Source organism: Eggerthella sp. AM16-19 (genome assembly GCF_003474385.1).
Taxonomy (GTDB): domain Bacteria; phylum Actinomycetota; class Coriobacteriia; order Coriobacteriales; family Eggerthellaceae; genus Senegalimassilia.
In genome coordinates, this window is sequence record NZ_QUCY01000006.1 from 22,063 (window position 1) to 33,603 (window position 11,541).

Sequence of the window (11,541 nt, forward strand, 5' to 3'; positions counted from 1 at the left end):
CATTCGAGGCCCTCCTTTTCATTACGGGACGCTATGCTGCCTGCAGCCGGCCCATAAGGTTTTCCACCCTGTTGAGAAAATCGCCCTCACAGGCCTGATTAAGTTTATCGACCCTGGCGATAAGGCGCTCTTGGCACGCTTCTTCCAAGGCATCGGGAACATACAAGCCCATGGACGCGGCTCGCACCGCCGCAAGCCTGCCAATGGAGTCGGCAGAAGGCAACGCGCCTTCGCAGCTTGCGAACGAGCAATCGCAACGAGGCAGGGATTGCGCGCCTGTCTTTGAAGGGGCGCTTTCCGATGATGCGCTGAAGGCCCCAAAGCTCGATTCACCTTGCCTCGACACCGGCGTTTGATGCGTCAGATGCCAGAACGCACTTGCAAGGACCATGTAGCGCTCACAGCAATCCCAGGGGCCTTCGAGCCATACGCGATACGAAAGAACCTGCGACCAGGGAGCGCAGCCGAACAGGCACACGCCTTCAGCGACGCCTTGCCGCACAGCGCCCGCAGACAGATCCGCCACGCGCGCCTGCACCAAACGCTCGATGCATGCCTGGCCCCGCCGCGCATGCACGACGAAGCGCTCTTCGGGGAATATGCATAGGGCTTTGCCGCTTTTGCGCTTCACCGCGCAGTCGAGCATGGCCTCCAATGCGCGACCCATGCGTTTGCGGGCGACGCGACGCTGCTGCGGAGTTGCCTGACCCCACCCCGGCAATCGACGCGCATAACCCTGCTCGACCATGGAAAGCAGCGTTTCCCTATCGCAGCACAGAAAGGCATCCTGTAACGTGGGCACCTGTTTTCGAGACACCGACTGCGCATCCCAAAGAAGATCAGAGCACAACATGGCCGACCTCCTGCACAAGGGACACGGCATCGGCGCAATCCATAACGCATGCGCATCGAAGCGGGAAGGCACCAGACAAAACCTGGTCGATGGCCGAGCCATACTCCAGGCGATCGATATCCGGCCAATCACAAGCGCCTTCTCCGTCGTATCCCACCGGGATAAAGCCCTCTTCGAACAGCTGATATTCCATTGCATCGAGTGCATCGCGCAACTGACAGAGCGGAAGCGCCGCTATAACGACCAATGCACCTGGTTGCGCACAGCAAGACACAGACCCGTTACCGGACATGGCAAACACCTTCTTCGATTGTTCCAAAAACGGAGAGGATCTTGCAAGCGTGGAACGGGCAGCGAGGAACACCGCTGCCATCTACGGGCGACCTTGGAAGGAGGCGCTTGCACTGGCTCTGATGTGTTGACGGGAGTATAGCACGCTTTCGTACGTTTGTTCGTTATAAAGTGAAAAAATCCCCGGCAGGGAGGGCTATGCTGCCCAACTTCCCTACCGGGATGAAAGATTACCAGCTCAGAAGCTCATAGCCGGTTTCCGTGACCACCAGCTGCACTTCCCACTGAGCGGAGGGCTTGCGGTCCGCGGTGCGGACGGTCCACCCATTGGGATCGGTCATATCGATATCATGGCTCCCCATGTTGATCATCGGCTCGATGGTGAAGCAGCAGCCCGGAGCCAGCACCATGCCCGTTCCGGGGTCGGACACGTGGCTTACGAAGGGATCTTCATGGAACTCCAAGCCGATGCCATGGCCGCCGAACTCGCGGACCACCGAGAAGCCCTGCGCGTGCGCGTATTCGTGCACCGCGGCGCCCACATCGCCCAGCAATCCCCACGGCTTCACCGCGGCAAGACCGGCTTCCAGCGCCTTCTTGGTTTCCTCCACCAAGCGACGCTTCTCGTCGGACACCTCGCCGATGCAGAACATGCGCGAGGAATCGGAATAGTAGCCGTCCAGGATGGTGGAGCAGTCGACGTTGACGATATCGCCGTCTTTCAGCACATCATCGGGAGACGGGATGCCATGGCAGACGACCTCGTTGATGGACGTGCAAACGCTTTTCGGGTAACCCTCGTAATCAAGGTCTGCCGGGATGCCTCCATGCTCGACGGTGTAATCATAGATCCATTTGTCGATCTCCTCGGTGCTAACGCCTGCGCCGATCCGCTCCGCCACAAGATCCAGCACGCCGATGTTGATGGCGGCGCTTCTCTTGATGCCCTCGATCTCCTCCGGCGTTTTCAGCAAGCTGCGCTGGGGAACCTCGAAGCCCTGCTCATAGAGGCTTTGCAGACGCTCGTCGAAATCAAGGTGGCACTTCTTGTATTTGCGCCCGCTGCCGCACCAGCATTCGTCGTTGCGCCCGGGGCTTTTCAGATTATCGTACATACCGCATCCTTTCGTTTGCGCTTCATTGTAACGCTGTTAGCCATGGTTAAGTCTTAGAATCCGCCTAAAACAAGGAAACCGCCGGGCATGGACTCGGCGGCTTCCCTAGCACGTGGGCTGATCGCCTTTACGCGCGGACCTCGGCGCCGGTGGCGCCGCAGACCTTCTTCACCAGCTTCGCGTGGGCCTTATCGACCTCTTCGCCGGTAAGCGTGCGATCAGCGGCGCGGTACGTCAGCGCATACGCCATGGACTTCTTGCCCTCGCCGATGCGTTCGGAATCGCGGTACACGTCGAACAGGCGCACCTCGGCCAGCAGCTTGCCGCCCGCAGACGACATGCACTGCTCCAGACGCTCGTGCGTGACATCCTCGTCGACCACGAACGCCTGGTCGATGGAAACGGCCGGGAACGTGGGCACGTCAACGTAGTCGCGCGCAGGGCGGCAGGCCTTGGCGAGCGCCTCGACGTCCAGCTCGAAGGCGACCACGGGCGCCTGCGCGTCATAGGCGGCGCAAGCCAGCGGATGCAGCTCGCCTACCCAGCCGAGCACCGTGCCGCCGGAGAGCACCTGGGCGGCGCGACCGGGCTGCAGATGCGGGGCCTCCTGCGCGGACAGCGCCTTGTAACGGACCTTCGGGATGGCCAGCTCGCGCATCAGGTTCTCCACGACGCCCTTGCCATCGAAGAAGTCGAACGCCGCGGGCTGCACGTTCCAGGCCGCATCGCCGAACGCGCCCGCCATGACGCCGGCCAGACGACGGCGCTCCTTAGGCTGCTTCTTGCCTTCGTGAGCGAAGAACACCATGCCCTGCTCGTAGAGCTGGATGTTCTTCACGCCGCGAGCCTGGTTGTGCGCCACCGAGCGCAAAAGGCCCGGGATGATGCTCTGGCGCATGACCGACTGGTCGGAGTTCATGGGGTTGATGATCTCCACGGGATCGCCCAGCCCCTCGACGGGTATGCGCAGACGCTCGAGCTCGGTGGGCTCGGCGAAGGAATACGTCATGGTCTCGTTGAGGCCGGATGCGGTCATGGTGCGGTTGACGGTATCCAGCACGTGCTCCATATGGGAACGCACGCCGAAGCGGCCGCGGCCGCCGGGCAGCGTCTCGGGGATGAGATCCATGCCGTACAGGCGCAGCACCTCCTCGTACAGGTCGATCTCACGCGGCAGGTCGGGGCGGAAGGTGGGGGAAACCACGTCCAGCACGTCCTCGTCGGCGGTATCTTCGACCTTGCAGCCCAAGCGCTCCAGAATCTCGACGATGAACTCGCGCGGGATCTGGGCGCCCATCATGGAGCGGAAGCGCGGGATACGGAACCTCAACTGCGCGGCGGTGCTAGGCTCGGGCCACACGTCGATGATGCCCTGGTCGTCGGCCGCGGCGGCGCTTACGGTGCCGCCGGCAACCTCCACAATGAGAGCCGCCGCGGCGGCGGAACGCGCCTCGACGCCGTGGTCGTCCACACCGCGCTCATAGCGCATGGAGCTTTCGCTGATAAGCCCAAGGTTGCGGCTGGTGCGGCTGGTGCGGCCCGCCTCGAACGTGGCGGCTTCCAGCAGGATGTTCACCGTATCGTCGGTCACCTCGGTGTCAAGGCCGCCCATGACGCCGGCCAAGGCAACCGCGCCCTGCTCAGGGGTAGAGATGACGGTCATGTCGCTGGTAAGGGTGCGCTTCTCGCCGTCAAGCGTGGTCAGCGGCTCGCCGTCTTGCGCGGCGCGCACCACGATGTGCGCACGACCATCGGCATTCTTCAGTTTGTCCAGGTCGAACGCGTGCAGCGGCTGGCCGAACAGGAACAGGATGTAGTTCGTGACGTCGACGATGTTGTTGACGGAGCGCTGGCCGATAGCAGCAAGGCGCTCGACCATCCAGTCGGGGCTGGGGCCCACCTTGCAGCCGCGGATGACGCGCGCCGTGTAGCGCGGGCAACGCTTGGCATCCTCGACCGTGATTTGAACCTGTTCGTCAACGGGGGTTGCAGAGGCATCGAGCTGGAGCTTGGCGGCCATCTCTGCCAGCGGGTCGTTCCAGTCGCGACGATACATCGCGCCCACCTCGCGAGCCAGGCCGGCGATGGAGAGGCTATCGGGGCGGTTCGGAGTGATCTCCAGGTCGAGCACAGTGTCGGTGAGACCGGCGTACTCGGCGAACGGGACGCCCACCGGGGCATCTTCGGGCAAGATCATGATGCCGTCATGGTCGCCGCTTAAGCCGAGTTCGCGCGCGGAGCAGTTCATGCCGAAGCTGGCGACGCCGCGAAGCTTGGACTTCTTGATCTTCACATCGCCGGGCAGCTCCGCGCCCACCATGGCGGTGACGATATGGTCGCCCTCGTTGAAGTTCTGGGCGCCGCAGACGATCTGCAGCGGCTCGGGGTTACCTTCTTTATCGACGTTGAGCCCGCCCACGTCGACCGAGCACACCCACATATGATCGGAGTCGGGATGATGCTCCTTTTTAAGGACCTTGGCAGTTACCACATGGTCGAACGCAGCGCCAAGCGTCTCAACGCCCTCCACGCCCGTTCCCGTAAGGTCGAGTTTGTCGCAGAACGCCTTGATATCCGTAGGGACCTCAACGTATTCGTTCAGCCATTTCAGCGATACTTTCATGACATTCTCTTTCTATGACATCGGCCAAGGCCGATGAAAATCAGTGGGACGGCCGAGCTTGCCGGAATCGGCCTTGATGGCGAAGCACCGTATCAAACGCGTCCGATCAAGCCGAGCACGGCCATCGCCCGTGCGCCGAAAGCGGAAAACCCAAGCTAGGTTCCGCCGATCCGCGCCGTCGAGCGACTTCGCCGCCGTCGAGCAAACAGGGCTAGAACTGGCGAAGGAAGCGCATATCGCCCTCGAGCAGCATGCGCAGGTCGGGGACGTTGTACTTCAAGCACGCAACGCGCTCGACGCCCACGCCGAACGCGAAGCCCGAATACTCCTCCGGATCGATGCCCGACATGCTGAGCACGTTGGGGTCGACCATGCCGCAGCCCAGGATCTCCAGCCAGCCCGTGCCCTTGCACATGCGGCAACGCTCGCCGTCGTGCAGATGACCCGTGCCGCCGCACACGCCGCAGCTGACGTCGGCCTCGGCGGAAGGCTCGGTGAACGGGAAGTAGTGGGCGCGGAAGCGCGTCTTGCGGTCGGGGCCGAACATCTGCTTGCAGAAGTAGTCGAGCGTGCCCTTCAGGTCGCCGAACGAGATGCCCTTGTCGACGACCAGACCCTCGATCTGCGTGAACTGCGGCAGATGGCTGGGGTCGGCCACGTCGCGGCGATACACCTTGCCCGGGGCGATGATGTAGATGGGCGGCTTCTGCTGCTCCATGACGTGCACCTGCACGCCGGAGGTCTGCGTGCGCAGCAGCACCTTGGACTCGCCGCGCACCGCGGACTCCTCGCCGGAGCGATCGACCACGTAGAAGGTGTCCTGCATGCTGCGGCTGGGGTGATCGGCCGGGGCGTTGAGCGCCTCGAAGTTATAGTAGTCGGTTTCCACCTCGGGACCTTGGGCCACGGTGTAGCCCAAGCCCAGGAAGATCTCGGAGATCTGATCGGTGATGGCGTTGATGAGATGGCGCGTGCCCACTTGCTGGCCGCGGCCCGGCAGCGTGACGTCGACGGCCGCCGCATCGATAGCCGCCTCGAGTTCCTTGGCGGCAAGCGCGCGCTTGCGCTCCTCGAGCGCCGCCTCGACGGCGCCGCGCACCTCGTTCACCGCTTTGCCCACAGCGGCGCGCTCCTCCTTCGCCACCTGGCCCATGCCGCGCAGGTAACCCGTCAGCGTGCCGGCCTTGCCCAGCACCGCCACGCGCACCTCCTCGAGCGCGGAAGTGTCCGCAGCCTGTTCGATGGCGGCCAGCGTGCTCGTGCGCAACGCCGACAGCTCGTCCACGATTGCCATGTGTCCGATCCTTTCCACATTTGCCGATGGCCGCCGTATGCGGCCAATAAAAAAGAGCCCTCTTCGCCTTTGGCCTGGGATTCACCCAGTCCAAGGACGAGAGAAGGCTCTCGCGGTACCACCTTGGTTGACGGACGCGCACCTGCGCGAACCGCCCGCTTCATTCGCCCCGATAACGGAGGCACCCGCCACGGCCTACTAAAACGTCCGCGCTTGCCGCGCCCCGCTTTCAACCATGATGCTCGGAAGGGAATCAACGCGCTTGCCGCCCGGGTCCTTTCAGCCGATGAAACCCGTCTCTGCCGACCGCGATGATGCGCGCCGCTGTCTTCGTCTATGCATGTGCCTACGGAGTATACCGCAAACATCGGCGATTCGTAGCGTTTTCCATATCGCGCGCACCCGGCGCAAGAAGGATTAGGCCTCGTGGAAACAAGCAGGGACCACCCGGCGTTGGAATAGGCGAGGCCGCAGCATGCCCCGCAATCCGCCCGCATCGCGCCGGCAAAGCACGCCCCGAATCACGAATCGACCGATGACGAAGTCGGGCTGATCTTGGCAGAGAAGAGTCCAGCGTAGGAATCGGGCGTCATCTCGACCATCACGCAACCCCCGCAAAGCAGTAGTACCATGGGCTCTTGATCGAAAACGAGAAGGAGCCCTTTTCATGACCACTCCCGTCATCCGCCTTGCGACCAGCGCCGACTCCGACGCCATCTTGGGCATCTACGCGCCCTACATAGACACATCCATAACATTCGAGGAAGAAATTCCCACGCGCGAGGCCTTTCAGGCCCGCACGGACGGCGTGCTTGCCGCCCATCCCTACCTGGTTGCCGAGCTTGACGGCAAGGTGGTTGGCTACGCTTACGCCCATGAGCTGCGCGACCGCGGCGCATACCGATGGAACTCCGAGCTTTCCGTGTATCTTGCGCCCGCCGCGCAAGGCCATGGCCTGGGCGCCGTGCTGTACCACACGCTCATCGAGCTATGCGCTGCACAGGGCATCAAAGCGGTGTACGGTATTGTGACCAGCCCGAACGACCCCAGCCAGCGCCTGCACGAAGGCCTCGGCTTCGAAGTGATGGGACATCAACGACACGCCGGCTTCACGTGCGGGCAATGGCATGACGTCACCTGGTACGTGAAGTTCCTGACCGACCGGTTCGAGGACGATCCTGCTTCCCCGATGCCCTTCCCGCTGCTGTGCGACCAGCAGCCGCAGACGGTGAAGGATATCCTGGATCGAGCGAACTCGTCCCTGCGATAAGACGCGGGCTTGGTCGGAGCCGGAGATGGACGCGTCGTCCCACAACGATTCGCCCCCGTCGCAAAACCGTGCCGAAAAAGGGAACCATTAGGTAACGCCCACCAGCATGCACCCCGCCCCCTAGGCAAAGAGCAATACAGTAGACACCGCGCCCCGGGAGGCCGCAAACTCACCTTACAGGGCGCGATACGCCGCATCACCAAAACGTTAGGCACCTCTATGAGAAACTTCTTCCAACGATTGGCTCAACGCACTGCCGTATGGATGCAAGGCCGTTACGGCAACGACGACCTTTGCAACGCGCTGGTAGCGCTGGGCATCATCACCATGCTGGCTTCCATCCTGCCGCATTGCGGGTGGCTTTCCTATGTCGCGCTTGCGGCGATGGCGCTGGCCATTTGGCGCACCTGCTCGAAAAACATCGGGAAACGCCGCCGAGAGAACCAGAAGTACCTGCGCCTGTCCGCCAAACCCCGCCGCAGCTACGAGCTTGCGAAGAAGAAATGGTCCAACCGCAAGACCACGAAGTACTTCCGCTGCGAGAATTGCGGGCAGGAGCTTTCCGTGCCCCGCGGGAAAGGAACGATGCGCGTGGTATGCCCGAAATGCAAGACGGAGACGAAGATGAAGTCGTAACAAGCGCTAACGTCGCTTTCGCAAGATATCCGTGACCACCCAGATGGACAGTACCAACGCGCCCAGATATCCGAAGAAGGACAGCACGGGAACCCCGAGAACGCGCGGCTCCATGGTGGACAGGGCTACCATGGACGAGCCGATGAACAGGCCTGCCACGATGATGCCCAGCGACAGCCTGTTGATGATAATCGAAAGGCTGCGCATGGGCGCCTCGGAGCCCAGGACCTCCATGTTCACCTTAACCTGCCCGCGCGTGAGCATGCGCAGCGCCTGACCTGCATACTTCGCCGTATCCAGCGTGCCCGATCCCGCGGCGCGCAACGCCAGCGCCAGCTCCTGCATGGCGCTTATCATCTCAGCCTTCACATCCTTCGTGCGCTGGATATGCGCGTTGATGATGGACACCATGTTCTCGTTGGGAATGAGCGGCATGACGGTGCCCTCAAGGGTAACGATGCCGCGTGACACGCTGGTGATGGACGGCGGCAGCGTGACCTTGCATTGACGCGTGAGGTTCAGGATATCCGAGAGCAGCTGGCCGACGTCGATGGCGCTGACGTCGCATGAACCGTAGTCTTTCAACAGCAGATCAAGGTCTGCCAGGAAACGCGTATGGTCGATGGCGTTGTTGTCGCGCTGGATGGCGAACGCCAGCAGGGCGTCTTTGAGCTCTGAAGCGCTCTGCATCCCCACGGCGTTGATGATGGAGCCGAACCCCGCGCGGTCGCGCGGGGATAAGCGGCCCATCATGCCAAGGTCGATGTAGACGATTTTCCCGTCGCGCACCAGCATGTTGCCCGGATGCGGGTCGGCGTGGAAAAAGCCGAAATCCAGCACCTGCGTGGCATAGTTGTCCAGGATCTTCTCACCGATCTCCTGCAAGTCGTATCCTGCAGCGCGCAGCTTCTCGAAATCATCGATGGGGATGCCGTCGACGTACTCCATGACCAGGATGTTCTCGCGACACAGCTCGGGATAGACCTTCGGGCATGCGATGAAGGCCACATCCTTGTTCAGCAGCGCGAACTCCTGCAGGTTGGCCGCTTCGCGCTTGAAGTCCGTCTCCTCGAGAAACGTTGCCCACAGCTCCTCGACCACATCACGCAAGTCGAGCATCTGCCCGTCTTTGATGAACCGCGACGCCTGCCGCGCCACGATGCGCATGATGTCGATATCCTGCGCCATGGTGGCGCGCACGCCTGGTCGCTGGATCTTCACCGCCACCACGCTGCCGTCGGCAAGACGCGCCTTGTGCACCTGCGCCAAGGAGGCGCTTCCGAGCGGCTTGGGGTCGATCTCGACGAACAGCTTCTCGCGTTCGTCCCCGTAGATGGAGTCCATGGCCGCGAGCATCTCGTCGAACGGAAGCGGCTTCGACCTTGCCTGCAGCTTCTTCAGCTCGTCGCAATAGGCCTTGGGCAAGATCTCCGAACGGGTGGAAAGCGTCTGCCCGATCTTCACGAAGCTAGGACCCAGGCCCTCCAGCATGCTACGGAAGGATTCGGGCGTGAACCCCTTCGTGAAATGATGCTTCTGCATGATGGTGTATATCTCGCGCAGCCTTTGCGTGCGCGATTTGCGCGTAAGGTTGAACTGCCCCTCGGGGTCCACCTCGGAACCTGACGAGAAGAAGTATTTCAACAGCGTGTTGTCGGCCATGGAAGCACGCGACCCCTATTGCTCGGCGGACGCTTCGGCCTGCTCGGAAGGCTTCTGGGAGTCCTCCGCCTGCGGCTGCTCCTGCACAGGCTGCGCCGCCGGGCGCGCCGCGATCTCGGCCGCCTTCGCGGCGAAGGCCTCGCGCTCCTCGGGAGTCATGACCGACATGCGCGCCTCAAGCGCATCGAAGCGCGCGGACTGCGCGACATTGGCCGCCTTATGCGCAAGCTCGGTGTTGATCTGCTTGCCCTGCTCGACGGTAAGCTCGCCCTTCGCGATAAGCGTGCTCACCAGATTTGTGGCCTTCTCGCCCGTGATGGCCATAGCCCCCACGCCAGCCAGGAAGATGTCCTTGAAACCATCGCCGATCGTTGCCATATCAGACTCCCCTTTCGATACGCTCGCACATTCGGCAAGCCCCTACATGCCTATAATGCAACACGCCCGGCCGCGCAGGCGACCTCAAGCGCGAAGTTGAAGCCGAAACGATACCTTACGCGCCTCGGCGGTCGCACCAAGGCAAGGGCCGCCACGATACCGGTCCCCCGCGTAAACAGGAGCTTCGCGGCCTTCTCCTTTGCCTTGCCGGATGCAGCAGGCCCCCTTGCAGCTACAATGCTCAATTGCTGGGGGCCTCCCCCCATGCGCTTATCGTGCCAACTTGCCGGGCTCGCACGTGCGGGCAACCCGTCCGCATCGTCGCGGCGCGAGACCATCGCCGCCGCTTGTGAAAACCGCTGCATCCCACAAAGGAGCATCATATGGTGAACCCGAAATACCATGCCCTGCTGCGCGTTGCCGAGACCGGCAGCTTCACGCAAGCAGCGAACGATCTTGGCTACTCGCAATCAGGCATCAGCGGCATGATATCTTCCTTGGAAAAGGAAATGGGCGTGCAATTGGTCGTACGTGATTACAAGGAAGCCCACCTGTCAGCCGAAGGCGAGGACCTGCTGCCGTGGATCTCCAACGTTTGCAACGGCGAACGGCAGCTGGCAAGCCGAATAGCCGAGCTTAGGCGCCTGGAGCGCGGCGTAGTGCGCGTAGCCGCACCTACCAGCATCTCCACCCATTGGTTTCCCGGCATGGTGAAGGCCTTTGAGCGGAAATGCCCCGGCGTGGAGCTGCATCTGATGTGCATCGACGACGAAGCGGAGCTCGAACGCGCCTTATGGCACGGGGATGCCGATTGCGGGTTTTTGGTCGCGCCCGCAAAACGGGCGCTTAAAACCATCCCCTTGCACGACGACCCGATCATGGTGCTGCTGCCGCCCGACCATGCGCTCGCACATGTCGACCGCGTCCCCGTGCGAACGCTTGCCGAGGAGCCTTTCATCCAGCCGCGAAGCAGATCGATGCAGGAAGCGGAAGCGCTGCTGCGCAACAGCGGGGTGAAACCGCACGTGCGTTTCGCCGTCGATAGCGACTACAGCGTTATGAACATGGTGAGCAAAGGGCTGGGTTTCAGCATATTGCCAGGATTGCTGCTTGAAGATACCGTGCTCCCCTTGGCCGTGCTCCCGCCGCATCTGGAGATGCGGCGGGAGATATCCATCGCCATGCGATCTGCGGACACCGCCTCGGTCGCCACGCGGGCGTTCGTGCAGACCGTGCGCACGTGGGTGGCGCAGCGCTACGAGCAACGATAAAGGCGAAGAGACGGTCGCCCAGCCGCGAACCGCCTCGATCGCCGCGGGCGCGGCAACCCGCCTAACGCAGGCCTACCCCAAACAACCGCAAGCGCGGCAACCCGCCTAACGCAGACCTACCCCAAAACCGAAGCGGGGGCGGCACATG

At 62.4% G+C, this 11,541-nt stretch carries 10 protein-coding genes; 3 read left to right on the forward strand and 7 right to left on the reverse strand.

Features of this window, described 5'->3' with window-relative positions; all coding sequences use genetic code 11:
* Positions 1-31 precede the first annotated feature (31 nt).
* The 5 genes from DW178_RS03540 to pheS all read right to left on the reverse strand — a co-directional run bounded on the left by DW178_RS03540 (position 32) and on the right by pheS (position 6,176).
* Entirely contained in the window at positions 32-853 is an 822-nt protein-coding gene (locus tag DW178_RS03540) for a hypothetical protein (protein ID WP_118349728.1), read from the reverse strand.
* Complete coding sequence (locus DW178_RS03545) at positions 840-1,046, reverse strand: hypothetical protein (protein ID WP_147363802.1); 207 nt, start codon at positions 1,044-1,046, stop codon at positions 840-842. Before DW178_RS03545 ends, DW178_RS03540 begins: the two co-directional genes overlap by 14 nt.
* Positions 1,047-1,374: 328 nt before the next feature.
* The gene (locus DW178_RS03550) at positions 1,375-2,259 is read right to left on the reverse strand and encodes a methionyl aminopeptidase (RefSeq protein WP_118349730.1); all 885 of its coding nucleotides are present in this window, start codon (positions 2,257-2,259) and stop codon (positions 1,375-1,377) included.
* 127 nt (positions 2,260-2,386) lie between these two features.
* Positions 2,387-4,882, reverse strand: a complete 2,496-nt coding sequence (pheT, locus tag DW178_RS03555; protein ID WP_118349731.1) for a phenylalanine--tRNA ligase subunit beta — start codon at positions 4,880-4,882, stop codon at positions 2,387-2,389.
* Positions 4,883-5,093: 211 nt separating this feature from the next.
* Positions 5,094-6,176 carry a phenylalanine--tRNA ligase subunit alpha gene (pheS, locus tag DW178_RS03560; RefSeq protein WP_042436848.1) on the reverse strand — a complete coding sequence of 361 codons (1,083 nt, stop codon included), beginning with the start codon at positions 6,174-6,176 and terminating at the stop codon, positions 5,094-5,096.
* A 667-nt stretch (positions 6,177-6,843) separates the two neighbouring features.
* Between pheS and DW178_RS03565 the strand changes: the two genes are divergently transcribed.
* A complete protein-coding gene (locus DW178_RS03565; protein WP_118349732.1) occupies positions 6,844-7,446 on the forward strand; it encodes a GNAT family N-acetyltransferase in 603 nt (200 codons plus the stop codon).
* A gap of 219 nt (positions 7,447-7,665) precedes the next feature.
* Positions 7,666-8,082, forward strand: a complete 417-nt coding sequence (locus DW178_RS03570; protein ID WP_118349733.1) for a hypothetical protein — start codon at positions 7,666-7,668, stop codon at positions 8,080-8,082.
* Positions 8,083-8,088: 6 nt separating this feature from the next.
* Here DW178_RS03570 and DW178_RS03575 read toward each other — a convergent pair whose 3' ends face one another.
* Both DW178_RS03575 and DW178_RS03580 read right to left on the reverse strand, forming a co-directional pair.
* Positions 8,089-9,744, reverse strand: a complete 1,656-nt coding sequence (locus tag DW178_RS03575) for an ABC1 kinase family protein (RefSeq protein ID WP_118349734.1) — start codon at positions 9,742-9,744, stop codon at positions 8,089-8,091.
* 15 nt (positions 9,745-9,759) lie between these two features.
* Entirely contained in the window at positions 9,760-10,122 is a 363-nt protein-coding gene (locus tag DW178_RS03580; RefSeq protein WP_286168492.1) for a hypothetical protein, read from the reverse strand.
* A 383-nt stretch (positions 10,123-10,505) separates the two neighbouring features.
* Here DW178_RS03580 and DW178_RS03590 point away from each other — a divergent pair, with 383 nt between their 5' ends.
* Positions 10,506-11,393, forward strand: coding sequence for a LysR family transcriptional regulator (locus DW178_RS03590; RefSeq protein ID WP_118349736.1), 888 nt, complete (start codon positions 10,506-10,508; stop codon positions 11,391-11,393).
* Positions 11,394-11,541 lie beyond the last annotated feature (148 nt).

Coding starts and splice junctions, on each gene's coding strand:
- DW178_RS03545 (WP_147363802.1), bottom strand. CDS start 1,046: ATGGAATATCAGCTGTTCGAAGAGGGCTTTATCCCGGTGGGATACGAC.
- DW178_RS03540 (WP_118349728.1), bottom strand. CDS start 853: ATGTTGTGCTCTGATCTTCTTTGGGATGCGCAGTCGGTGTCTCGAAAA.
- DW178_RS03580 (WP_286168492.1), bottom strand. CDS start 10,122: ATGGCAACGATCGGCGATGGTTTCAAGGACATCTTCCTGGCTGGCGTG.
- pheT (WP_118349731.1), bottom strand. CDS start 4,882: ATGAAAGTATCGCTGAAATGGCTGAACGAATACGTTGAGGTCCCTACG.
- pheS (WP_042436848.1), bottom strand. CDS start 6,176: ATGGCAATCGTGGACGAGCTGTCGGCGTTGCGCACGAGCACGCTGGCC.
- DW178_RS03550 (WP_118349730.1), bottom strand. CDS start 2,259: ATGTACGATAATCTGAAAAGCCCCGGGCGCAACGACGAATGCTGGTGC.
- DW178_RS03565 (WP_118349732.1), top strand. CDS start 6,844: ATGACCACTCCCGTCATCCGCCTTGCGACCAGCGCCGACTCCGACGCC.
- DW178_RS03590 (WP_118349736.1), top strand. CDS start 10,506: ATGGTGAACCCGAAATACCATGCCCTGCTGCGCGTTGCCGAGACCGGC.
- DW178_RS03575 (WP_118349734.1), bottom strand. CDS start 9,744: ATGGCCGACAACACGCTGTTGAAATACTTCTTCTCGTCAGGTTCCGAG.
- DW178_RS03570 (WP_118349733.1), top strand. CDS start 7,666: ATGAGAAACTTCTTCCAACGATTGGCTCAACGCACTGCCGTATGGATG.